Genomic DNA, 23,828 nt, shown 5'->3' on the forward strand with positions numbered 1-23,828 from the left:
TCAGCCGTCGCAGGGGTTCGACAGCTTCACGAGGTACGGCATCGGGTCGACGGCGTCGGCGCGGTGCGCGCTCCACGGGATCGGGCGCATCTCGAAGTGGAGGTGGGGGTCGTAGTCGCCGCCGGTGTTGCCCGCGTTGGCGACGCGCTGCCCCGCCGTCACCCGGTCGCCGGGCGCCACGACGATCGAGCCGGCCTTCAGGTGCAGGTAGCCGTAGGCGATGCCGTCGTCGCCGTTGAAGATGATCGTCCAGCCGCCGCCCGCGGTGTCGTAGAAGACCTGGTCGACGGTCGCGGCGGTGTACGCCACGACGGGCGGGAAGCCGCTGTAGGTGCCGATGTCCTGCCCGTTGTGGGCGCGGCCGGCCTCGCGGGCGGAGTGGAACCGCTGGGCCGGGAGGCTGCGGAAGTTGCAGGGGCCCTGGACGGGGAAGACGTAGGCGGCCCCGCCGGCGGGGACCGTCGTCGTGGCGGCGGCGACCGGGGACTTGACGCGCAGGGAGTGCGCCTTGACCGTGCGGCGGCCGGTCTGGTCCCGGACGATCAGGCTGAGGCGGTAGCGGCCCGGGAGCTTCGCCAGGCGCGGCGTGAGCGCGGTGGAGACGTCGACGCCGGAGCGGACGACCCCGAAGGTCTGCCGGAGGACGAGCTTGCCGGACGCGTAGTCCTGCACGCGCATCTGGACCCGGGCGGAGGTGACGCGGCGCGCGTCGAGGCGGATCGCGACCGTGGGGGCGGCGGCGCCGGCGTCCCAGGACGGCGTGCTGATCGCGAAGCGGGTGACGACCGCGCGGACCCGTGCCGGCGCGTCGGGGATGCGCTTCGGCACCGTGGGCGTGCCGGAGCCGTCGGTGACGGTCGATGCGGGGACGGACGTCCCGCCGCCGGTGGCGGTGCTCGTCGCATCGGGCGTCGTCGGCGTCGGTGCCCCCGCCGACGAGGCTGAGGAGGCACCGACGCCGGCGGCGCACGACAGGGTCACGGCGGCAAGAAGGACCGCTGTCGTCTTCACCGACCGCGTGCGGAGCACGTGGTCGTGTGGTGGTGTGGCCCGCGACATGGCTCGACGAATGTGACGGCTCGGGCCGGCCGCACCCCGGAGCTGGAGGTTCGGTGCAGCTTTCGGGCCCCGTCGCGCCCGGACCGCACAGGTTCGGTGCAGGTTCCGGGAATCCTGCACGCGACCGCCCGCACGACCGCGGGCTGCGAGGTCACCCCGACCGCCGCAGCTCCCCGGCGGCGCGGGCCACCGCGTCGATCCGCTCCGCCCACTCCGTCAGCCCGTCGAGGACCGCCGCCTCGACCGACTCGGCCGCCACCGCGACCGCCGTCGCGCCGACCATGCGCGCGGCGCTGCCCATCCGGTGGGCGACCGTCCGCGCAGCCTCCTCGTCGGCCGCGGTGCGCGCGGCGACCAGCGCGTCCAGGTCGTCGGGGAGCGACCCGCGGTACGTCGCGAGGATGTCGGCGCCCAGCTCGGGATCCCCGCCGGTGAGCTCGTCGAGCGCGGACCGGTCGATCGCGGGGAGGCCCTGGGGCCGGTCGCCGGCCCCGGTGGGCGCTCCCGCGCCGTCCCTGTCCGCCGTCGCCGCCCCGACGGTGCCCGGCCCGACCGCACCGGCCTCCCAGTCGACGTGCGGCAGCCGGAGGCGCAGCGTCGTCGCGAGGACCGCGATCGTCGTCGGCTTCGTGACCAGGCCGTCCATGCCGGCCTCGCGGCAGCGGGACTCCTCGCCGCGGACGGCGCTGGCGGTCAGCGCCAGGATCGGCGTGCGGGGGAGGTCGTGCGCGGCCTCGTACGCGCGCAGGCGCGTCGCCAGGGCGTAGCCGTCGGTGCCGGGCAGCTGGATGTCCGTGAAGACGAGCCCGTAGCGCTCCTCCGCGAACCGCGCCTGCGCCTCGTCGGCGTCGGCGGCCACGTCGACCACCGCGCCCGCGGCCTCCACCTGCGCCGCGAGCACCGCGCGGTTGACGGGGTGGTCCTCGACGAGCAGCACGAGGCTCCCCTCCGCGATCGCGGCCTCCCGCGTCGGGCGCGGGCGGAGCACGAGGTCCTGCGCGTCGGCCGGGCCCACGACGAGGAGCGCGGACTCCTCCGCGGTCGGCAGCCCGAGCGCGACGCGCATCGTCGTGCCCTCCCCGAGCGTGCTCTCCATGGTCAGCGTGCCGCCCATCGCGTCGACGAGCTGCAGCGAGATCACGAGCCCGAGGCCGGTGCCGTCGCTGCGCCGCGCGGTGTCGGTGCTCGCCTGCGTGAACGGGGAGAACAGGCGCTCCTGGTCCTCCGGCGCGATCCCGATGCCGGTGTCCCGCACGCGCAGCTCGACGGCCTGCGTGCCGTCGGCCGCGACCGTTCCGCCCCGCAGCGCGACGCGGACCCCGCCGTCGGTCGTGAACTTCAGGGCGTTGCCGACGAGGTTGCCGAGCACCTGGCGCAGCCGGACGGCGTCGACCACGTGCGCGGGGGCGACGTCGTCGTCGATCTGCGCCCGGAGCTCCAGGCCCTTGCGGCGGGCGGTGTGCTCGTGCTGGGCGACGAGCTCGCGGACGAGCCGCGGCAGCGACGTGGGGGCGGGGTCGAGCTCCAGGTGGCCGGACTCGATCTTCGAGAAGTCCAGCACGTCGCCGATCACCGCCAGCAGCGCGTGCGCGGAGCGGGAGGCGACCTCCACGCGCTCCCGCTGGCGGGTCTCGAGCTCGCCGAGCGCCAGGACCTCCAGCGTGCCGGTGACCGCCACCAGGGGCGTGCGCAGCTCGTGGCTCATCATCGCCAGGAACGCCGACTTCGCCCGGTCGGCGCCCTCCGCGGCCTCGCGCGCCCGGAGGAGGTCGGCCTCGAGCGCCTTCTGCTCGGAGATGTCCGCGACGTACCCGTAGAGGTCCGCCGACCCGTCGCCCGAGGTGCGGACGAGGGCGTGGCCGTGCATCCAGGCGGTCCGCCCGTCGGGGGCGCGGATCCGGTACTCGTGCTCCCACGTCCCGTCGCGGGTGCGGGCCCGCAGCAGCGAGTCGAGCCACGCACCCCGGTCCTCGGCGAGCACGGCGCGCGAGACCGCGGGGAAGTCGACGCCGTCGTCGCCGGCGATGCCGTGGACGCTGGCGTCGCGGCTGGCGAAGCGGACGGAGAGCGCGGCGTCGCGGTCGACGTGGAAGTGGAAGACGGACCCGGGGACGCGGTCCGCGATCGTCTGCAGCCGGCGGCGCGCCTCGATCGCCTCCCGCTCCACCCGCTGGCGGCCGTGGAGCTCGCGCTGCACCGCCGCGGTCATCTCGTCGAAGTCGCCGGCGAGCTGCCGGAGCTCCCGCACGCCGCCCTCGGGGGCCCGCGCGCTCCAGTCGCCGCCGCGGATCCGGCGCGTCACCGCCGCGAGGCGCTCCAGCGGCCGCACGACCGACCGGGTCGCGACCGTCAGGAGCAGGGCGAGCACCAGGCCGAGCGCCCCGAGGAACACCGACTGCGCGACGAGCAGCCGGTCCGTCCGCCGCTGAAGCACGTCGACCCGTCGGGACGTCCGCCGGTCGACGAGGGCGGAGAAGCGCTCGATCGCGGCCATGATCCGGCGCTTCTCGGCGTGGTACGCCCCGTCGACGAGGCGTCGGTACTCCGGGCCGACGCGCCGCAGGTAGCCGTCGCCGGTGCCGTCCGCGGCGAGGCGCTCCGCGGCGTCCATGCTGCGGACCTCGACGACCGCGAGCCGGTCGGAGACCCGCAGCGCCTCGTCGAGCGCCTCGAAGTCGGTGGGCGAGAACCGCGCCCGGCGCATCAGCTCCGGCAGCGACACCGCCGGGCCCGTGCGGACGCCGCCGTAGCCGTCGGCGAGGACGCGGTCCCAGAACGAGCTGTCGTAGTCGACCGGCCGCGGCGCGGTGCCGCGACGGATCTGCAGGATGCGGTCGTAGTACGTGCGGTAGACGGGGTCGCCCGTGGTGACGGCCAGCCGGACCATGCGCGTGAGGTCGTTGCTGCTCTGGCGCACCTGGTCGGCGAGCCGGAACGACGTCACGCGGCCACGCTCCGCGTCGCTGCGGTCCGTGGCGGTCGACAGCTGCACGACGGTGACCCCGAACAGGAGGACCGCCAGCACGAGGACGACCGCCAGGAGCGCGCCGAGGGCCTGCCGCAGCGACGGCGAGCGTCGCGGGGGCTCGGGCGCAGGGGACGACCCGCCGCGGTGGGGGGTCGCGGCGCCGCCCCCCATCTCAGGTCGGCTGCAGGACGCCCAGCAGGCGGCGCGCCGTCAGCGGCTTGCGCACCGCCCCGAGCACGGTCAGCCCGTCCGCGCGCGCCCGGTCCTCGGCCTGCGACAGCACCTCGGCGGACAGGCCGCTGGCGATCACGATCGACGGGCCGTCGGCGCGCAGCGCGACGAGCCGCAGCAGCTCGACGCCGTCCATCCCGGGCATGTCGAGGTCGCAGACGAGGACGTCGCCGACGTGGAGCTCGTCGAGCCGCTGCAGCGCGGCCTCGCCGTCCTCGGCCTCCAGCACGGAGCCGACGCCGAGGTTCGACAGGATCTGCCGGATCGTCCTGCGCTGGAACTCGTGGTCCTCGACGACGAGCACGGTGCGTTCCGCGAGTCTCATGGGCGGTCCCTCCCGGGATCCTGCTGGTGGTCGCGACCGTTCCCGGAGGACCCACCGAGGAGTCCGAGGGCCCGGCCGCGCTGCACGGCCTCCTCCCGCGACGCGACGCCGAGCTTGGCGTACAGCGACCGGGTGTGGGTCTTGATCGTGTTGCGACTGATGTAGAGGCTGTCGGCGAGCTCGCGGAGGCTGCCGGACCCGGCGAGCGCGCGGAGCACCCCGACCTCGCGGGCGCTGAGCTCCTCGACCCCCGGGACGCCCGCCAGCCCTTGGCCGGGCGTGCCGCCGACCTGGGCCAGCACGCGTTCGAGCTCGCGCGGCAGGGCGCCGGCGTCGCGGGCGTCCGCGATGCGGCGGAGCCCGCGCTCGGCGGCGCTCCGGGCGGAGTCGGGATCGCCGTCCGCCGCGTGGGCGCGGGCGAGCTCCAGGAGCACGGCGGGGACCATCAGCGAGGAGTCGCGCCACCCGCGCACGAGCTCGAGCGCCGCGGTGCAGACGGCGACGGCGTCCGCAGGCCGGCCGGCGAGCGTCGCCGCACGGGCCTGGGCGCAGGCGACCGGCAGTGCGTGGGGCGCGCGGCGCAGCGGCCCGTCGTCGCGACCGAGCACCGCCGACGCCGCCTGGGCCTCGGCCTCGCCGAGGTCGCCGCGCCCCGCGGCCTCCAGGGCGAGCACGGCCTGCGGCAGGTAGTCGACGAGCGGCAGGCCTGCCGCGGGGAGCTGGACGTGCGCCCGGCGCGCGCGCTCCGCGAGGGCGACGGCCTCGGCGCCGCGGCCGGCCACGTGGGCGTGCCAGGCGGCGAGGGCCTCGACCGCCGAGCGCACCGGCGCACCGGGGGGAAGGGCCTCGAGCGCCCGCTCCGCGGCGGCCGACGCGGCGCCCAGGTCGTCGAAGCAGACGAGGGCGGCGGCCCATTCCGCGGCGAGGTCGAAGGACGCCGTGCCGTCGGGCATCGGGCCGACCCAGCCGCCGCGGCCGCCGTCGTCGAGCCACGCGTCGCGGCCGTCGCGGTCGCCGTCCAGCGCGGCCAGGAGCGCCGCCACGAAGCAGAGCCGCGGATCGGTGCGCACGACGTCCGGCGGGAACTTCACCATCCAGTCGCGTGCGCGGCCCCCGAGGGCGCCGGACTGCACGAAGCGGATCGAGTGGCAGGTCAGGAGCTCGGCGGCGAGGTCCCACTCGCGGGCCTCGAGGTAGTGGTGCATCGCCTCGTAGAGCTCGCTCTCGCCGCCCTCCGTCTCGAACCACTCGCCGGCCCGCACGTGGAGCTCGCGCGCCCGGGCCGGGTCCTCGGTGAGCAGGCGGCTGCGCAGCACGTCGCGCATCAGGTGGTGGCTGCGGAACCACGTCCGGGTGCCGTCGAGCGGGGTCAGGAGCAGCGAGGTCCGGGTCAGCGTCCGGAAGGCGCCCCGGGTCTCCTCGTCGTCGCCGAGCAGGCGCACGCAGAGGTCGACCGTGAAGCGGTTCAGGACCGCGGTCTCGCGGACGAACCGGCGCTCCGCCGGCGGCCAGGCGCGCAGGACCTCGTCGGCCAGGTCGCCGAAGAGCTCCTCGTCGCGCTCGTGCAGGCGCTCCATCACGTTCGCGACCGAGTCGCCCATCCGGAGCCGGAGCGCCGCGAGGTAGAGCGCGGCGGGCCAGCCCTCGATGCGGCCGTCGAGGATCGCGACGTCGTCCGGGCCGAGCTCGAGCCCGAGCCCGTCGCGGAGGAACCGGCCGGCCTCGTCGGTGCCGAAGCGGAGGTCCTCGGTGCGGACGTCGAGGAGCTCGCCGTGGATCCGCATCCGCCGCAGCGACTCGAGCGCCGGGTCGCGGCGGGTGGCGATCAGGACGGCGTGCGTGCTCGGCAGCCGACCGAGCACCCAGTCGAGGCTGTCGCGGGCGCGCCGGTCGTCGAGGACGAGGTGGAGGTCGTCGAGGATCAGCGCGAGCGGTCCGGCGGACTCCAGGACGTCGAGGACGGGCACGAGGACGTCGTCGCGGAGGTCGGCGTCCGGGGACTCCGCGGCCTCCATCGCCTGGTCCAGCGCGTCGCCCACGAGCGGCCGGAGCGCGGCGAGGATCGCCGACCAGAGCCGCACGCCGGCGTCGTCGGGGTCGAGCGACACCCACGCGACGCGGTGCGGGCCGGGGTCGGACGGGTCGCCCTCGACCGCGCGGTCGGCCCACTGGGACAGCAGCGTGCTCTTGCCGAACCCCGCGGGCGCGTCGACGACGACGACGCGTGCGCCGCTGCGGTCGATGGCGTCGAGCAGCGCGCCGCGCTCGACGTGCTCCGAGCGGACCTCGGGACGGTGGAACTTGGTCTGGGGGAAGACCGCACCGCGCAGGACCGGCGGGGGCGGGCCGCTCCCGGTCTGGGAGGCCGTGGACACCGCGGCCCATGGTCCCTGAGCCGGAGGGTCACCACAAGGTCGGTGTCCCGAACCACCCGGGGTGATCCCGGTGCGGGGCGATGCGGGCTCACCCCTCCCGCCCGCACCGTCCTCCTCGTTCCCCGGAACGCCCGGCCCGTCGCTCCGGCGCGCCGGACCATCCCTCCGCCGGCCCCGGCCGGCACGCGTCGCCACGGCCCCGCCCGTCGGCGGGCGGGGCCCGCGACGACCCCACCCCGAACCCCGAGGATCCTCATGAACCCCCGCACCGTGCCCCTGCAGGCCGACCCGCCAGACCTCGAGACCCCGCCCACCGACCCCGGTCGCGACGCGAAGGCCGCGAAGGCCACGAGCGAGATGCTCGAGGACTACTCGCTGCGCTACGCCCCGACGACCTACCGGAAGTGGACCGAGTTCCAGGTCGCGAACACCTCGCTCGGCGGCATCGCCTACCTGGCCGACTTCGCGATCGGCGCGTCGCTCGCCATCACCTTCGGCTTCAACAACGCCCTCGTCGCGATCCTCCTGGCCGCGACGGTCATCTTCCTCACGTCGTTCCCGATCGCCTACTACTCGGCGAAGTACTCGATCGACATGGACCTCATCACCCGCGGCGCCGGCTTCGGCTACTACGGGGCGACGATCACGTCGCTGATCTACGCGAGCTTCACCTTCATCTTCTTCGCGCTCGAGGGGTCGATCATGGCCCAGGGCCTGCAGGCCGGGCTCGGGATCCCCCTCTGGCTCGGCTACGGGGTCTCGGCGCTGATGATCCCGCCGCTCGTCGTCTTCGGGATGACGCTCCTGTCGAAGCTGCAGATGTGGACGCAGCCGCTCTGGCTCATCGGCATGTTCCTGCCGTTCATCGTCATCGCGATCCAGGACCCGGGCGCGTACAACGCGTGGACGTCCTTCGCGGGCGACGGCGGCACCTCGACCGCCCTGAACTTCGTCTCCGTCGGCGCCGGCGCCGGCATCGCACTGTCCCTGATCGCCCAGATCGGCGAGCAGGTCGACTACCTCCGCTTCATGCCGGAGAAGACCGAGAAGAACACCGTCAAGTGGTGGGCCGCGGTCGTCGCCGCCGGCCCGGGCTGGGTGATCCTCGGCGCGATCAAGCAGCTCGGCGGCGCGTTCCTCGCCTTCTTCATCATCAGCAACCTCGACAAGGGCGTCGACCTCGCCGGCCAGCCCGTCGAGCAGTTCCTCGCCGGCTTCGACCAGTTCATGCCCTACGGCCTGGCGCTCGGCATCGCCGTCTTCTTCGTCGTGCTGTCGCAGGTGAAGATCAACGTCACGAACGCCTACTCCGGCTCGCTGCGGTGGACGAACTTCTTCTCCTCCGCGTTCAAGTGGTACCCGGGCCGCATCTGGTTCGTCTTCTTCAACGTCGGCATCGCGCTGGTCCTGATGGAGGCGAACATGTTCAGCTTCCTGAACGACCTGCTCGCCTTCTACTCGAACATCGCGATCGCCTGGATCGGCGCCGTCGTGGCCGATCTCGTGATCAACAAGCCGCTCCTGAAGACGAGCCCGTCGTTCGTCGAGTTCAAGCGGGCCCACCTCTACAAGTTCAACCCGGTCGGCTTCGGCGCGATGACCGTGGCGTCCGTGATCTCGATCGTCGCCTACTTCGGGGCCTTCGGCGAGACCCTCGACGCCTGGTCGCCGTTCCTGGCGATCGTCATCGCCATGATCCTGTCGCCGGTCCTCTCGGTCCTCACGAAGGGCAAGTGGTACATCGCCCGCACGCCCGAGATCGACCCCGCCGAGCGCTCCACCGACACCGCCGTGTGCTCGGTCTGCGACCAGGCCTACGAGCTGCCCGACACCGCGAGCTGCCCGTTCCACGCCGGCACGATCTGCAGCCTCTGCTGCACCCTCGAGAAGTCCTGCGCCGACATGTGCAAGGTCGGGGTCCCCGGCATCGTCGGCAACGAGGAGCCGATGACGGGGCTCGCGCTGCCGATGGCGAAGTAGGAGCGCACCGGCCGCCACCGCCCCTCCTCGGTGGCGGCCGCAGCGCTCGGCACGACTCGCCGGCACTGGATCGTCCGTCCGTCCGCGTCCCGGACCGCTGACCGCTCCGGCGAACCATCGCTCGGGTAGTCTGCGGCCGCGTTCTTCCCCGGGACGATCAGCCCACCGGCCGACCACGGCCCGCCCTGAGGACGAACCCATGCAGCACCCACGCTTCGGCACCCGCGGTCGCCTCGCGCTCGCGACCACCGCGACCGCCCTCGTCCTCGCCGGCTGCGGCGGCGGCTCGGACGGGCTACCGAAGCCCGTCGCCGGCGGCAAGGGCAAGCCGCAGATCGGTGCCACCGACGGCTTCACCGCGAAGAAGAGCCTGGTGAAGTCCGGGACCAGCGCGGCCGACGGTGGCGACGAGGGTGCGTACGAGCCGACCGGCGAGATCGTCGCCGACAGCGGCTTCCGCCCCGAGACGGACGGCTTCTCGTTCGAGAACTACGGCAACGACGTCCAGCCCGACAACCTCGAGCCCGCGAACGTCCAGACGCTGTTCGGCGACATCGTCTGCCTCCCGGGGTCGGAGGACGACTGCCAGCTCACGCCGGCCGCGAAGACCTGGATGGAGAACCAGAACGAGGCGATGGCGGGCGGACACTGCGAGGGCTTCTCCGTCCTGGCCCTGCGGATGTTCGGCAAGAAAATCGACCCGGAGGAGTTCGGCGACAAGACCCCGGTGAACCTCGACGTCGTCGGCAACAACGCGCTGCAGTCGTCGATCGCCGAGCACTTCACCTACCAGTCGCTGCCGCCGATCCTCGACGCCCGCGTCAAGGGCACGCCCACCCAGGTCCTGCAGCGGCTCGAGAAGGCGTTGAACAGCGGCGACGAGCTCTACACGCTCGGCATCTACAAGAGCGACTTCACCGGCGGGCACGCGATCACGCCGTTCGCGATCGAGGACAAGGGCGACGGGCAGTACGCGATCCTCGTCTACGACAACAACTTCCCGGGGGTCACGCGCGCGGTCGAGGTGGACGCGAACGAGGACAGCTGGAGCTACGTCGGCGGCACGAACCCGGACAACCTCGGCGAGGTCTACGAGGGCGACGCGAAGACCGGAACGCTCGAGCTCGACCCGACGCTGCCGGGCGAGGACCAGTCCCCGTGCCCGTTCTGCTCCGCGTCGGGCGAGAGCGAGGAGGCCTCGGGCGACAAGGGCTCCGTCCTGCCGAAGGACGAGCGCTTCACGGAGCTGACGCTGCGCGGTGACGCGGGCAACCACCCGCACCTCGTGTTCACCGACGACGACGGGCGGCGCACCGGCATCGTGAACGGGAAGTTCCTCCAGGAGATCCCCGACGTCACGGTCGTGAAGTCCTACGCCGTCAAGAACTGGGACACCGCGCCGGAGCCGAAGTTCCGGCTGCCGCAGGGCAAGAACTACTCGATCACGGTCGACGGCTCGTCGCTGAAGAAGCCGACGAAGGCGAACATCAACCTCGTCGGCTCGGGCCTCGTGATCGACATCGACGCGGTCGAGATCGCGCCGGGCCAGCAGGACGAGATGGCGCTGCCGGGCGGCTACGGCATCACCTACCAGACGAACTCGAAGTCGGAGATCCCCCAGAGCCCCGAGTTCTACGCCGGGCTCGTCGAGGACGACGCGTCCCTGAACTTCGCGGCGGCCGCTGTCGGGGTGAAGAGCGGCTCGACCGTCTCGTTCCTCATCGACCGCGAGAACCAGGCCGTGATCCTCGACAGCACCGGCAGCACCGGCCTCCAGGGCCTGAAGCCGGAGTTCATCCTCCAGCTCGTCAAGGCCGACGCGAAGGGCCGGACGTCCTCCTGGCAGAAGCAGCTGAGCCTCGACGGCAAGAAGGAGGAGAAAGCCGGCTTCGAGTACGGGACCTCCCCGCGTGCCGGCAGGCCGCTGCCGATCGTGCTGCTCGACAAGGACGCGGAGGTGACGAGGACGGTGACGGCGAAGCCGCAGGACTAGCGCGGCCCGCAGCGGGGCGGGCCGGCGCCCGGCCCGCCCAGCGGCCTCAGGGCCGGAGCGTCACCCGCCGACGGACGATCGTCTGCCCGCCCCGGGCGTCGACGATCGCGACGGTCAGGCGGGTGCGCTTCGCCGACCGCAGCCGCTGCGGGGGCGCGTCCGAGTCCCGGGACCCCCCGACGTAGGGCACGACGATCCGGTGGGTCACGCGGGTCGCGGTCCGGGCGGCGTCGATCAGCCCGTCGCTGAGGCCCTTCAGCGCGATCGGGTCGGCCACGACGCGGTAGGAGCACGCGTCGGCGCACCGGAGCCTCAGCCGGATCCGTCCCCGGTGGTCGAGCCGCAGCGTCCGGGGGACGCGGACCGACGCCCGTGCGCTCCGCGGTGCGCCGCCCGCGACGCGGTACGCGAGGGTGGTGCCGGCGTCCGCGCCGTCCGACCGCGCCGTCAGCACGTTCTGCTTCCGGGTCACGAGCGCGAGCGGGGTCTCTCCGGGAGTCGCCGCGGCGAGCTCGACGTCCGATGCCGACGCGACGGGGAGCGCCACGGGACGCGAGGGGGCTCCGCCGACGACGCCGTGCACCACGGTCGCGGTCTGCAGCTGCGGCATCCGCGGGTTGTCGGCCTGCGTCGCGACCCACCGACCACCGGTGAGCGCCGTGGAGATCGCGCGGCCGTCGGTCCCGGAGACGCGAGCGACGGCAGTGAACGGCTTGCCGGGCGCACGGGACGCGACGTTCAGGAGGCTGTGCCCGCGACCGTCACCGTGCACCGTCGCCACGAGGGCGGAGCCGTCGGGCTGCACGATGGTGTCGCCGCGCAGCGGGGCCGACGTCGCGGCGGAGAGGTCGACCCCGGCGGTGGTCGTGACCGGCGCGACAGCCGTGCTCGAGCCGTTGCGCCACGCGACCACGCCGTTCCCGTCGGGGGCGACCGCGACGCGCACGCCGTCGTCGGCGTTGGCCATGCCCGCGCGTCCGGGGAGGACCTGGACGGGTCCGAGCGTGCCGTCCGCCGCGATCGTCGTCAGCGACGTGCGACGGGCCGCACCGCTCCCGGTCGACCAGGCGACGACGCCGCGACCGGCGGCGTCGGCCCCGACCCGCACCGGGCTGGACTCGTCCGACGGGACCGGACCGCCGGGCAGGGCCGTCCGGGAGACGGTCGTGCCGTCGGCGCGCAGGCGCACCACCTCGGCCGGCTTCGACGCGACGACGCCGAAGGTCGACGCGCTGCCGCCCAGGTAGTCGGCACCGGCCGGGGCGACGCTGCCCAGGTCGGGGGCCGCGACGGGCGCGCCGAACGCGCCCCCGGGCGGACGGACCGCCAGCGAAGGCTGATCGCCGATGCCGGTGACGATCGCCTGCGCGCCGTCCGCTCCGGACGCGAGGACGGGATCGACGCCGTCCCCGCTGCCGAGTCGCCGGAGCGGTCCGACGGTCCCGGTGGGGCCGAGCGTCGCGGTGGAGAGCGTCTCGCGGGTGCGGCCGTCGCCGAAGAGGACGGCGGTGCCGTCGGGCGAGACCCCGGCGGGCTGCGCGCGAACGGCGCCGCCCGCGGGGACGGCCCGCTCGGCGTGCGCGGCGGGAGCGCCCGCCAACGGCGCGAGGGCGGAGGCGAGGACGACGATGCCGGCGTGGCGGCGAGCTGGGGGACGCAAGGGGTTCCTGGAGGTCGGGGACGCGCGACGGGACGGCGTGTCCGTACCCCTGCAGACACGCGGCTCACCACGGGGTTGCGGTCGAACCGGAACCCCGCGGGTTCTCGCGACGCTACGCCGAGGCGCCGGGCGGCGTCGCGCCCGGGCGGGCCCAGATGTTGTTGCAGGCCTCGCACGTCTCGGGCGGGATGACGCCCAGGCGCATGAGGATCGCGAACATCTTGCAGCCGACGCACAGGCCGAGGAGCGACTCGAGCCCGGCGAAGACGACCATCAGGCCGAGGCAGACGTTCGCGAACGCCGTCCAGCCCAGGGCGAGGCCGCCGATCGCGGCCGCCGTGGTGACGACGGCGCCGATCGCCTGCGCGAAGCGCTTGGGCGGGCCGGGCGTCGGGACCTTCTCGCCGAGCCGTGGGGCGATGACGTCCATCGCCAGCCGGCCGAGCGGGCTGAACGTGGGGCCCGCGGCTGCGCGGGCGATGAACCCGTAGGCGATCGGGATCAGGAGCCACTGCCAGCCGGTCGCCAGCGCCAGGATCGCGGCGAGCATGACGACGAACGCCACCGAGCGCGCGGCCTTCTCGTTGATCGGGTTGGGAAAGCTGAAAATCTGACCCACGTTGCGGACTATACGCCGTCGCGATCGGGGCCCCCGAGGCGCGATGATGTCCGCGTGAGCGCGAACGACACGAGCACCCCGACCGAGCACGGCACCCCGTCGTCGGGATCGCGCATCCCGGACCCGATCGCCCCGGTCCTGGCCCCGGCCCGGCGGTCGACGCCCGCCGAGGAGGCTCGCACCCTGGTGGCCGGCACCCCGCAGGGCGTCCTGGCCTCGCTGACCGCCGACGGCGACCCGTGGGGCTCGGTCGTCACGTACGGCGCGCTCGACGACGGGTCCCCGGTCTTCCTCGTCTCCCGCATGGCCGAGCACACCCGCAACCTCGAGGGCGACCCGCGCGCGAGCCTCGTCGCGGCCGAGCCGCCGAACGACGAGAACCCGCTGGACCGCGGCCGCGTCACGCTCGCCGGCCGCGTGGAGCGCCCGACCGGGGACGCCCTCGCCGCCGCGCGCGCCGCCCACCTGCGCGCGATGCCGTCGGCCGAGCTCTACGCCGACTTCGACGACTTCCTCTTCTTCGTCCTGCGCGTCGAGCGCGTGCGCTGGGTCGGGGGCTACGGCCGCATGGACTCCGCGACCGCGGAGGACTATGCGGCCGCGCGGCCCGATCCGGTCGCTCCGCACGCCGCCGGCGCGGTCGAGCACCTGAACGCCGACCACGCGGACTCGCTGCTCGAGATCGGGCGCGCGCTGGCGGGCTTCCCGGACGCCGTCGCGGTGCAGGCCGTGCGCGCCGACCGCCACGGCATGGACCTCGCCGTCGAGACACCCCGGGGGACGGCCTGGCCCCGCGTGGGGTGGCCCGCGTCGATCGACGAGCCGGGCGGCCTGCGCGCGGCGTCGGTCGCGCTCGTGAAGCAGGCGCGCGCCGCGCAGGGCTGAGGCTCAGCCCCGCGGCCGCAGCCGCCCGAGCAGCTCGAGCGCCGCGGCCTTGTGCAGCGGCTCGTTGAGGTTGCCGCACTTCGGCGACTGCACGCACGAGGGGCAGCCCGACTCGCACGGACATTCCTGCAGCAGCCGCTCGGCGTCGGCCGCCCACGCCTCGAACTCGCGGAACGCCTGCTTCGCGATCCCGACGCCGCCGACGTGGCCCTCGTAGACGATGATCGTCGGCCCGTTCGTCTGCGGATGGATGTTCGTCGACAGGCCGCCGACGTCCCAGCGGTCGCACATCGCCCGGAGCGGCAGCACCGCGATCTGGGCGTGCTCGGCCGCGTGCAGGGCGCCGAGGACGTGCTCGGTGGGGAACGGCTCCAGGCCGATCGGCGCGGCCGCGGCCCCGCCGCCGGGGACGGACGGGAGGACGGTGACGTCCCCGGCCGCCACGCGCGCGGCGACCTCGGCCGCGAGGTCGCCGTCGGCGTAGAGCTCGCGCATCGCCGCCGCGACCTCCACCCCGCCGTGGATCAGGTGCCCCGGCTCGTACCAGACGGCCTCCGTCGTGAACGAGACCGACGGCAGGTCGATCGTGCGCAGGTCGATCACCTCGCCGGTCTTCCTGCGGCGCCGCTGGTAGCCGAGCACCGTGTCGGTCACCGTCACGCTGCCGTACGAGATCCGCATCGGTCCGCCGAGCGTCTGCACCTCGCGGCGGTCGAGCAGCCGGTCGAAGAGGACCTCGACCTCGCGCTTGGGCTCCGTCCACCAGTTCCCGGCGAACGGCTCGACGACCGCGTAGCCCGACTCGAGGTCGAGCCCCTGGACCTCGTACTGCCGGCCCTGGTGCAGGTAGACCGCGCCCTCGTGGACCGTCGACGGGGCCTTGTCCTGCTCGACGTGCCCGATCTCCTCGCCGGTGGTGCCGTCGACGATCACGACCCGGTGGGTGCTCGCCGAGCGCAGGCCGACGTCGCCGGCGGGGAACCCGTTGCCGTCGACCGGCCGGAACACGCCGCCGCGCTCGCGCAGGTCGCCGCGCCGGACGAGCTCCTCCGCATGCGTCCGCCACCGGGGCCCCAGCGCCGGGGCGTCGCGCTCGTCGAGCGGCGCCTCGTACGCCGCGCAGAGCAGGTGCGGCAGGTGGATCGACTCGTTCTCATGCCGGAGGATCGCGGACTCGACCGGGCGGTCCAGGAACTCGTCGGGATGGCGGCAGAAGTACTGGTCCAGCGCGTCCTCGCCCGCGACGTAGACCGCGAGGCCCCGCCCGCGGCGGCCGGCGCGCCCCCACATCTGCCTGAGCGACGCGACCGTCCCCGGGAACGTGACGACGACGCACGCGTCGAGCTCCCCGATGTCGATCCCGAGCTCCAGCGCGGTCGTCGTCACGACGACCCGGACCTCACCGTCCACGAGCTTCCGCTCGAGCTCGTGGCGCTGGCCGGTCGTGTACCCGGCGCGGTAGGGGACGACGGCGCGGGCGAGGTCCATCCGCCCGCGCTCCTCGAGCTGGTCCTTCGCGATCTCCGCGACGACCTCGACGCCCTTGCGCGAGCGGATGAAGCAGATCGTCCGGGTGCCGGACTCCGCAAGATCGGCGAGCATCTCCCCGGCCTCGGTCAGCGCCGACCGGCGCACCCGTCCGGCGATCAGCTCGGACGCATCGAGGAGCTCGACGTCGGGGTTGCTGCCGGGCGACTCGAGGTCGGAGCCGTCCGGACCGTCGACGGGCGTGCCGTCGCCGTCGCCCCCGACCGCGTCCCAGAGCGCCTGCGAGTACGCGTCGACGTCCACGTCGGACTCGTCCTCCGACTCGGCGCCGTCGCCCCCGGGGTGGACGATCGCCAGCGGGCCGTCGTGGTCGAGGTCGGCGGGTCCGGCGTCGGCCGGCTCCGGCGTCCCACCCCGATCGTCCCGTGTGCCGCTCGCGGGCTCGCCCCGCACCCGGGCGGCGACCGCGTGCTGGTCGTCGTCCTCGTCGAAGAGCGGCGGGTTCCACATCGCGATCTGGCGGGCGGTCCCCGGGGCGCCGTCCTCGTCGATCAGCGCGACGTCCTCGAGCCCGGTCAGCGCCTCGACGTGCTCGACGGGGTTGGCGATCGTCGCCGACGCGAGCATGAAGCGCGGGCCGGTGACCGTCGGGGAGGGAGGAGCATCGTCGCCCGCACCAGCGTCGCGTCGCGCGGCCGCACGGCGCGCCGCGGCCGGGTCCCGCGCCGCCATGGCCCGCGCCGCGCGGTCCGCCGCGGGTCCTGCCGGCCTGAGCCGCGCGTCCTCGTGCCGCTCCGTCAGCCGCCGCAGGCGCCGCAGGACGTTCGCCACGTGCGACCCGAAGACCCCGCGGTAGACGTGGGCCTCGTCGACGACCACCACGCGCAGCCGCGCGAGGAACTCGCCCCACAGGTCGGGCCGCGGCAGGATCCCGACGTGGAGCATGTCCGGGTTCGTCAGGACGACGTTCGCGCGGGTCCGGACGTCCTTGCGGGCCTCGCGCGGCGTGTCGCCGTCGTAGATCGCGACGCGCAGCTCGCGCGGCAGGCCGAACGACGCGAGCGACCGCGCCTGGTCCTGCGCCAGCGCCTTGGTCGGGTAGAGGAACAGCGCGCGGGCGCGGGGCTCGCGGAGCAGGGCGTCGATCGCGGGGAGCTGGAACGCGAGCGACTTGCCCGAGGCCGTCCCGGTCGTGACGACGAACGGCTGCGTGCGGGGCAGCGCCACGGCCTGCGCCTGGTGGGCGTAGAGCTCGGAGATCCCGCGGTGCGCGAGCGCGTCCTGCAGCCGCGGGTGCAGCTCGCCCGGGACCGGCGCGGTGCGCGCCGGGCGCGCGGCCTCGTACGCCTCGCGGACGAGGCGGTCGTCCTCGCGGCCGGCCTCGAGGGTCGGCCACCACGGGTCGCGGGGGCGGGCTGCCATCGCCACCCATGATGACGAACGTGCGTTCGCTCCGGGTGGGGCGGGCCCTGGCCTTCAGTCGCCGGTGGGACGATCGCCCGTCAGCGGCATCCCGGTGCTCAGGCGCTGCGGGTGGTCCTCGGGGATCTGCACGAGGACGACCTGCAGCCCGTCGGGGTCGGCGACCGTCGCCTCGAGCAGCCCCCACGGCTTGCGCTCGGGCTTATGGAGCACGGGCACGCCGGCGTCCCGGAGCCGGCCGAACTCGCGGTCGAGGTCGCGCACCTGCAGGAGCAGCCGGGTCGCCGGGCTCGGGACGTCGGTGCCGTGACCCGAGAGCTCGAGGAGCCCGGAGCCGACGAAGAAGACGATCCCGGGGTGCTCCGGCGTGCCGAACTCGCGGAAGACCCCCAGGCCCACGGTGTCCTCGTAGAAGCGTCGCGACACCGCGTGGTCGCGCGGGTGCAGCAGGAGGCGGCTGGCGAGGACTTCCACGGCGGTGAGACTAGCCGCGACCGCCCGTCGCTCAGCCGGCGACCCGCGCCGCGAGCCCCGGGTACGTCCGCACCAGCCCGTCGGGGTCCAGCGCGAGGTCCGCGACGAACCCGTCCTCCCCGGTGTACCGGACCGTCGAACCCTCCTCGCCGCGCCCGAGGTGCGTGTAGCGCTGCGCCGACGCGGTGACCGCGAGCGACGGCACGTCGACCCACGCCATCAGCATGTCGTGCTCGCCCTCGTGGAGGTGCAGGGCGTGCCGGCAGACGGGCATGAGGTTCGTCAGGGGCGAGCACGCCAGGTCGCAGTCGATCGCGCCGCGCACGTCGTCGAGGTCGCCGCCGGGCTCCGGCAGCCCGGGGGCCGACCCCGACTCCTTCGTCGTGCACCGCCACCGCCCCGCGCCGTCGTGGCGGAGGTCGAGCTCGCGCGACCAACCGGCCCCGGAGGACCGCGCGGTCAGCCGGTGGGTCTCCCACCCCGCGGACGTCTCCAGCTCGTACTCCAGCCGGTACGGCACGGGCTCCACACCGATCTGGGTGCCGGTCGCCCGCACCCGGTCGACGCCCAGGTCGACGACGGCGACCTCGGCGCGCCAGGCGTCGGTCCCCTCCCAGACGATCGTGCGCGCGGCCATGGGCCGAGCGTACCCGGGCGGGACGTCCGGCCCGCGGGCACGGAACCGAACCCGTCGCCGCGCCGACCCGGACGTGGCGCATCGCCGCCCGTCGACCCGTGCCGCCTACGCTGTGGCGGTGAGCACCGCGTCCCCCACCGGCTCCTTCGGCCCGCCGCCCCCGACGACCGCCGGCGCGATCGTCGTCGAGGGCCTGCGCAAGCGCTACGGCTCGGACGGTCCCGAGGCCGTCAAGGGCATCGACTTCTCCGTCGCCCAGGGCGAGATCTTCGGCCTGCTCGGGCCGAACGGCGCGGGCAAGACGACGACCATCGGCGTCATCACGACCCGGGTGCGGCCCACGGGCGGCCGGGTCCTCGTCGACGGCCTCGACGTCACGCAGGACCAGGTCGCGGTGAAGCTGCGCCTGGCGATCGTGCCGCAGCGCCCGAACCTCGACCGGTCGCTCAGCGCGCTCGAGAACCTCACCTTCCACGCCGCCTACTTCGGCTTCTCGCGGAAGGCGCGGCGGGAGCGGGCGCTCGAGCTGCTCGAGCAGGTCGGCCTCGCGGGCCGCGAGGACGACCGCGTCGACCAGTACTCCGGCGGCATGGCGCAGCGGCTGATCATCGCCCGCGCCCTGATCCACCGCCCCCAGATCCTGATCCTCGACGAGCCCACGACCGGCCTGGACCCGCAGTCCCGGCTGTTCCTGTGGGACACGATGCGCGACCTGCAGTCCCGCGGGACGACGCTGATCCTGACGACGCACGACATGGCCGAGGCCGACCAGCTCTGCGACCGCATCGCGATCGTCGACCACGGCGAGGTGATCGCGCTCGACACGCCCAGGGGCCTGCGGAAGCTGCTCCCGTCGGAGCAGGGAGTCGAGGTCGTGGTCGTCGCCGCCGGGGACGCCGGGACCGGGACGGGCGACCCCCTCGAGGCCGTCCGGTCGACCCCCGGCGTCGAGCGCGCGGACGTCGTGGCCGAGGCCGAGGGCCGCACCACCGTGCGGGCCTACGGCGCCGTCGACGCCGGCGACCTCGTCGACCGGCTGAAGCGCGCCGGACTCGAGCTCGTCGAGCTCCGGCAGCTCGAGGGCTCGCTCGAGGACGTCTTCGTCCACCTCACCGGAAGGGAGCTCCGATAAGCACTCCCGGCGCCGCGCCCGGCACCCGCCGCCGCGCCTTCCTCGCGATCCTGAGCCGCGACCTGTGGGTGACGGTCCGCCGCGAGCCCGGCGGCTTCCTCGCCCAGGCGCTGCTGCAGCCGATCTTCTTCCTCTTCATCTTCGGGCGCGTCCTGCCGGAGATCGGTCAGGCGCAGGGCTCGTACGGCAACCTGCTGCTGCCCGGCGTCATGGCGCTGACGGCGATCACGGTGTCGCTGCAGAACGTCGCGCTGCCCCTCGTCATCGAGTTCTCGTTCACGAAGGAGATCGAGGACCGCCTGCTCGCGCCGCTGCCCGCGTGGGCGGTCGGGGTCGAGAAGATCGTCCACGCCGCGCTGCGCGGCATCTTCTCCGCCTTCGTCCTCCTGCCGATCGCCGCACTGGTGCTCCCGGACGGCCTGCAGCTCGGCGGCGCGAACTGGCCGGCGCTGATCGGCGTGATCCTGGGTGGTGCGATCGCCGGTGGCTGCGTCGGCCTCGTGATGGGCACGATCGTGCCGGCGAACAAGATCAACATCGCCTTCGCGGTGATCCTCACCCCGCTGCTCTTCACCGGCGCGACGTTCTACCCGTGGGAGTCCCTCGACAGCCTCCGCTGGTTCCAGGTCGTCACGCTCCTGAACCCCCTGACCTACGTCAGCGAGGGCGCCCGCGCCGCGATCGGCACCGGCGAGCACATGGCGACGTGGGCGATCCCGCTGGGCATCGTCGGCAGCATCGCGGTGTTCGGCACCGTCGGGCTCCTGGGCTTCCGGCGCCGCGCGATCGACTGACGGGCGGCGAGCGGCCCGCGGTCAGCCGGCGCGATCCTCGCGGACCCCGACCGGCGTCCCGTCCGGCCCGACCAGCCGTCCCGCGACGAGGTGGACGTCGGCGGCCTCCAGGTAGCGGCGTGCCTGGCCGACCACGAGCCCGATGTGGCGGGCCGTCGCGAGCAGGAGCACGGCCAGCGGGACCTCCAGGAGCACCGCCATGGCGATCGCCTCGACCTGCTCGGCGCCGGCCGACGCCGTCGTGACGTCGAACCAGGCGTCGACGAGCAACATCGTCCCGCAGGCGGCCGCGAGCGGACCCGCCCACACCGACCGCACCGCCACCGCCACCGCGGTGCAGCCGAGGACCACGGCCATCCCGACGTCGAAGCCGGCCCATGCGAGGTTCCAGGCGTGGGCAGTGGCGTGCTCGGGAAGCGAGAGTACGAGGAAGACGCTCCACGGGATCAGGAGCACGGCGCAGACCGCGAACAGCCGGACGACCCAGCGCGGGATCAGGCGCCCGTACCGCTCGTTCTGCTCGTGCAGGTGCGCCGCGTACCCCCGGATCCGGGACGCGACGTTCGGGTGCGTGGCCGTCTCCGCGGCCGGGCCGGTCATGGACCGACGGTACCCGGACGGCGCGCGCGGCTCGCCGGGACGGGGCTGTGAAGGCCATCGCGGGTCGAGCGGCGATGGGATCCCCGGCGATGAACCCGTCCGCGCTCAGTGGCGCCCGCCGCCCGCCCTTCAGCCCCCCGACGCGGTCCGGTTCGCGGCGTCGAGCTGCTTCTGCCGGGGGCCGCTGCGCGCGATCGGCAGGGCGTACCGGTCGACGTACGCGACGTCCTCGCGCCAGATCGCGAGTGCGCGGTCGCCGTCGATCGGGCCGCCGTGGCCGGGGATCACCCAGTCGGCCTGGTCGACCAGCGGCTTCAGGACGTCGAGGGTGGCCCGGTACTGCGAGCGCGAGCCGTCGTGGTCGTGCCAGGTGGGGATCTCGACGGGCGAGAGGTAGTCGCCGCAGATCAGCGTCCGCGCCCACGGCACCCAGATCGCCATGCCGTCTGCGACGTGGCCCGGCGCGGGATGGAGCTCGAGGTCGTGCTCCGGCGGGGCGGATCCGGAGCCGTCGTCGGGACCGGCGAGCCCGATCTTCCCCGGGACCGGCAGCGCCTGCAGCTCGCCGAGCTTCAGCCCGGGCGGCGTGCCGTTCTGGCCGCGCTGCACGTAGTGCTCGGCGTCGAACTCCCGCAGCGCGCGGACCGCCTCGCCCGAGTGACCGGACAGCCGCGCCGCCGTGGTCTCCGCGACGCCCAGTGCGGCGTCCGGGAACGCGAGGCGCCCGAGCAGGTGGTCCCAGTCGCCGTGCGTGGCCAGGAGCCCGGCGACGCCGAAGCCCGCCTGGCCCGCGACCTGCGCGGTCAGCTCGAGCTCGTCGGGGTAGACCGGCGAGTCGACGAGGAACGCCTCGCGCGGCGCGGCCTGCGCGGCACCGCCGAGCGGATCTCCGCCTGCCGGCGGCGCGTCGGGGCCGGCCGGTGCGCGGACGATCGCGGCCGTCGTCTGCCAGACGCGGGAGACGACGACGAGGACGTCGGGATGGACGGCGAGGGCACGCATCGTTCAGAGGATCCCAATCGTGATCCGGCGGGCGGTTCCGCGCGGGTTCGCGCAGCCCGGTCCGCCGGGGAGCACCGGGCCGGCGGGCGCGACGTCGCCGCGGACCGCCGACCGGCTCCGGTCACTTCAGACCGAGCTCGCGGACCGCGTCGAGCAGGGTCTTGACCTCGACTGTCGGGCCCTTGGCCTTCGGCTCGAGCTCCTCGCCGTGGCGGTTGATCCACACGACGGGGACCTTCGCCTTGATGCACGGCGCGATGTCGGCGTAGTAGCCCGACGCGATGTGGACCCAGTTCTTCTTCGAGCCGTAGCGGCGCGAGATCTCCGTGAAGTGCGCGGTGTCCGGCTTGTAGGAGCGCACCTGCTGCGCGGTCACGACGAGGTCGAAGTCGTGGCGGATGTGGCGGCGGGTGAGGCCGAGGAGCTTGTCGTCGATGTTCGAGACCAGGCCGGTCTTGAACTCCTTGCCGAGCTTGCGCAGCTGCGGCATGGTCTCGCGGAACGGGCGCCAGCGCTCGACGGAGTCCGGCAGGAAGTTCGCGCGGGCGGGCTCCTGGCGCAGATCGTCCCAGCCGAGCTCGGCAGCGACCTCTCGGGCGGTGCGGCGCAGGACCTCGGCGTAGAGCTCGTACGAGCCGGCCGCGATCTCGCGGTGCTTCTCGTGGAACAGGTTCAGCAGGCGGTCCTTCTCGAACGTGAAGCCGTCCTTGCCGGCCTCCTTCGTGAAGGCCTCGAGGATCCCGGCCTCCCAGTCGATCAACGTGCCGTACACGTCCATCGTGACGAAATCGATCTGCTTGGGAAGAGGCATCCCCGCGATTAAAGCATTGTGGACGACGTACACGCCGGGGCCACCTGCCTGACCGTCCGTCCCGTCCCCCCCGGCGACCTGCACCGGACCGCGCCGGACGAGCACGCGCGCCGGGTTCCGTGACGTTCCCGGAGCATCCACCGTCCCGCGATCCGCGCGGTCGAGGGGTGCGCCGGGCGCGGTGCGGGTAGTTCCTCGTCTACGCCGTACTTCCGCGGCGTCCCGCAACCAGGATTCCCCATGGCATCTCCTCGCACCCGCTCACTGCCGATCGCGCTGGCGGCCGCCGGCGCCGTCGCCGTCCTCGCGCCGTCGGCCGACGCCGCGCAGTTCAAGACCATCAACTGCAGCAACCCGGCTTCGAGCCCGATCTCGAACTACATCCAGAAGGGGGCGGAGCTGCCGAACGACAGCTGCCTCCAGTCCCTCAACGGTCGCTACCGCGCGAAGATGCAGGGCGACGGCAACTTCGCGATCTACGGTCAGGTGACCGGAGGATGGAACGCTCGATGGTCCGCGGGCTCCAACCGCACCGCCGTCCGCGGCAACTACGTCCGGGTCGGGAACGACGGGAACGTCGTGATCTACGGCGCGAAGCCGCAGCCGGGCGTCAACGGCGCCGTGGCGTGCGCGTTCAACGTCGCGGGCAAGGGCGTCGCCCGACTGGCCCTGCTGGACGACGGCACGCTGCAGGCGCAGCCCGTCGCCGGTGCGTCGTTGTGGAACAGCGGGCTCTACCCCGCGCCGACCGGCAGCTGCATCGCCGCCGACGGGACGACGCCCCCGGAGCCCGCCCCCGACCCGACGCCGACCCCGACCCCGCCGGCGGCCGGGCTCCCCGCCGCGTGGTCGCGCGGTCCCGTGAACGCCCCCACGTGGAAGCCAGCGAAGAAGAAGTGGAGCTCGATCACCTGCGGGCTCAGCGCGATCCCGGCCGGCCTGGCGCCGGAGTCCGTGCGCAACGGGTTCACCCCCCGGTCCCAGGCGATCATCGCGACGATCAAGGCGGCGCCGTTCAACTTCGCGTCGGTTGGCGGCGGCGCGTCGAACGGCAAGCGATCCGGTCACGTCTCCAACTCGTTCCACTACTGCGGGCGCGGACTCGACTCCTACGCGAAGGGCGCGAAGTCCGGCAAGCGGCAGACGGGCGCGACGCTGGCTTCGAGCTGGAAGATGGCCAACTGGGCGGCGCACAACGCTCCCGCGCTCAACATCGCCCAGGTCATCTTCATGGACCGCATCTGGACCGCGGACAAGGGCGGTTGGCGGCCGTACACGAACGACGGCCTGAAGAACGCCAAGACCGAGAGCCAGCGGAACACGCTGCAGCACCGGGACCACGTCCACCTGAGCGTGTTCTAGCGCCCGGGAGC

18 protein-coding genes are annotated in these 23,828 nt (G+C 74.1%); 6 read left to right on the forward strand and 12 right to left on the reverse strand.

What is annotated here, in order from left to right; all coding sequences use genetic code 11:
• The 4 genes from PATMI_RS0105280 to PATMI_RS0105295 form a co-directional block, all read right to left on the reverse strand.
• The gene (locus PATMI_RS0105280) at positions 1 to 1,059 is read right to left on the reverse strand and encodes a M23 family metallopeptidase (protein WP_157260623.1); all 1,059 of its coding nucleotides are present in this window, start codon (positions 1,057 to 1,059) and stop codon (positions 1 to 3) included.
• 151 nt (positions 1,060 to 1,210) lie between these two features.
• Entirely contained in the window at positions 1,211 to 4,198 is a 2,988-nt protein-coding gene (locus PATMI_RS33935; protein WP_051471084.1) for a hybrid sensor histidine kinase/response regulator, read from the reverse strand.
• A 1-nt stretch (position 4,199) separates the two neighbouring features.
• On the reverse strand, positions 4,200 to 4,583 hold the full coding sequence (locus PATMI_RS0105290; RefSeq protein WP_026910122.1) for a response regulator: 384 nt from the start codon (positions 4,581 to 4,583) through the stop codon (positions 4,200 to 4,202).
• Positions 4,580 to 6,958 (reverse strand): winged helix-turn-helix domain-containing protein, encoded by a 2,379-nt coding sequence (locus PATMI_RS0105295; protein WP_026910123.1) that lies wholly within the window; start codon positions 6,956 to 6,958, stop codon positions 4,580 to 4,582. The genes PATMI_RS0105290 and PATMI_RS0105295 overlap by 4 nt, the downstream gene beginning before the upstream one ends.
• 255 nt (positions 6,959 to 7,213) lie before the next feature.
• Between PATMI_RS0105295 and PATMI_RS27600 the strand changes: the two genes are divergently transcribed.
• Positions 7,214 to 8,938 (forward strand): purine-cytosine permease family protein, encoded by a 1,725-nt coding sequence (locus PATMI_RS27600; RefSeq protein ID WP_211241698.1) that lies wholly within the window; start codon positions 7,214 to 7,216, stop codon positions 8,936 to 8,938.
• A gap of 199 nt (positions 8,939 to 9,137) precedes the next feature.
• Positions 9,138 to 10,931, forward strand: coding sequence for a hypothetical protein (locus PATMI_RS0105305; RefSeq protein ID WP_026910124.1), 1,794 nt, complete (start codon positions 9,138 to 9,140; stop codon positions 10,929 to 10,931).
• A 46-nt stretch (positions 10,932 to 10,977) separates the two neighbouring features.
• Here the strand turns inward: PATMI_RS0105305 and PATMI_RS0105310 are convergent, their stop codons facing one another.
• Both PATMI_RS0105310 and PATMI_RS0105315 read right to left on the reverse strand, forming a co-directional pair.
• A complete protein-coding gene (locus tag PATMI_RS0105310; RefSeq protein ID WP_157260624.1) occupies positions 10,978 to 12,591 on the reverse strand; it encodes a hypothetical protein in 1,614 nt (537 codons plus the stop codon).
• A gap of 112 nt (positions 12,592 to 12,703) precedes the next feature.
• Positions 12,704 to 13,210 (reverse strand): DUF4395 domain-containing protein, encoded by a 507-nt coding sequence (locus PATMI_RS0105315; protein WP_157260625.1) that lies wholly within the window; start codon positions 13,208 to 13,210, stop codon positions 12,704 to 12,706.
• A gap of 54 nt (positions 13,211 to 13,264) precedes the next feature.
• Here PATMI_RS0105315 and PATMI_RS33940 point away from each other — a divergent pair, with 54 nt between their 5' ends.
• Positions 13,265 to 14,095 carry a HugZ family pyridoxamine 5'-phosphate oxidase gene (locus PATMI_RS33940; protein ID WP_026910127.1) on the forward strand — a complete coding sequence of 277 codons (831 nt, stop codon included), beginning with the start codon at positions 13,265 to 13,267 and terminating at the stop codon, positions 14,093 to 14,095.
• A gap of 3 nt (positions 14,096 to 14,098) precedes the next feature.
• Here PATMI_RS33940 and PATMI_RS27605 read toward each other — a convergent pair whose 3' ends face one another.
• From PATMI_RS27605 to PATMI_RS0105335, 3 genes are read right to left on the reverse strand one after another with little or no spacing between them, the layout of a single operon-like run.
• Positions 14,099 to 17,005, reverse strand: a complete 2,907-nt coding sequence (locus PATMI_RS27605) for a DEAD/DEAH box helicase (protein WP_245604096.1) — start codon at positions 17,003 to 17,005, stop codon at positions 14,099 to 14,101.
• A 54-nt stretch (positions 17,006 to 17,059) separates the two neighbouring features.
• Positions 17,060 to 17,479, reverse strand: a complete 420-nt coding sequence (locus PATMI_RS27615; protein WP_051471085.1) for a VOC family protein — start codon at positions 17,477 to 17,479, stop codon at positions 17,060 to 17,062.
• 31 nt (positions 17,480 to 17,510) lie between these two features.
• A complete protein-coding gene (locus PATMI_RS0105335; protein WP_026910128.1) occupies positions 17,511 to 18,116 on the reverse strand; it encodes a putative glycolipid-binding domain-containing protein in 606 nt (201 codons plus the stop codon).
• Between the two features lie 118 nt (positions 18,117 to 18,234).
• On the opposite strand from PATMI_RS0105335, the gene PATMI_RS0105340 reads away from it, so the two are divergent.
• Positions 18,235 to 19,248 carry an ABC transporter ATP-binding protein gene (locus PATMI_RS0105340; protein ID WP_211241699.1) on the forward strand — a complete coding sequence of 338 codons (1,014 nt, stop codon included), beginning with the start codon at positions 18,235 to 18,237 and terminating at the stop codon, positions 19,246 to 19,248.
• Positions 19,249 to 19,298: 50 nt separating this feature from the next.
• Complete coding sequence (locus tag PATMI_RS0105345) at positions 19,299 to 20,042, forward strand: ABC transporter permease (RefSeq protein ID WP_342673044.1); 744 nt, start codon at positions 19,299 to 19,301, stop codon at positions 20,040 to 20,042.
• A gap of 21 nt (positions 20,043 to 20,063) precedes the next feature.
• On the opposite strand, the gene PATMI_RS33945 is transcribed toward PATMI_RS0105345, so the two are convergent.
• From PATMI_RS33945 to PATMI_RS0105360, 3 genes are all read right to left on the reverse strand, one after another.
• Entirely contained in the window at positions 20,064 to 20,642 is a 579-nt protein-coding gene (locus PATMI_RS33945) for a hypothetical protein (protein WP_051471086.1), read from the reverse strand.
• Positions 20,643 to 20,771: 129 nt separating this feature from the next.
• On the reverse strand, positions 20,772 to 21,644 hold the full coding sequence (locus PATMI_RS0105355; protein ID WP_026910130.1) for an MBL fold metallo-hydrolase: 873 nt from the start codon (positions 21,642 to 21,644) through the stop codon (positions 20,772 to 20,774).
• A gap of 121 nt (positions 21,645 to 21,765) precedes the next feature.
• A complete protein-coding gene (locus PATMI_RS0105360) occupies positions 21,766 to 22,455 on the reverse strand; it encodes an HAD hydrolase-like protein (RefSeq protein WP_026910131.1) in 690 nt (229 codons plus the stop codon).
• A gap of 240 nt (positions 22,456 to 22,695) precedes the next feature.
• On the opposite strand from PATMI_RS0105360, the gene PATMI_RS0105365 reads away from it, so the two are divergent.
• Complete coding sequence (locus PATMI_RS0105365; RefSeq protein WP_026910132.1) at positions 22,696 to 23,817, forward strand: VldE C-terminal domain-containing protein; 1,122 nt, start codon at positions 22,696 to 22,698, stop codon at positions 23,815 to 23,817.
• The last annotated feature ends 11 nt before the right edge of the window (positions 23,818 to 23,828 follow it).

Origin of the sequence: Patulibacter minatonensis DSM 18081, from assembly GCF_000519325.1 — a bacterium.
Taxonomy (GTDB): Bacteria; Actinomycetota; Thermoleophilia; order Solirubrobacterales; family Solirubrobacteraceae; genus Patulibacter; species Patulibacter minatonensis.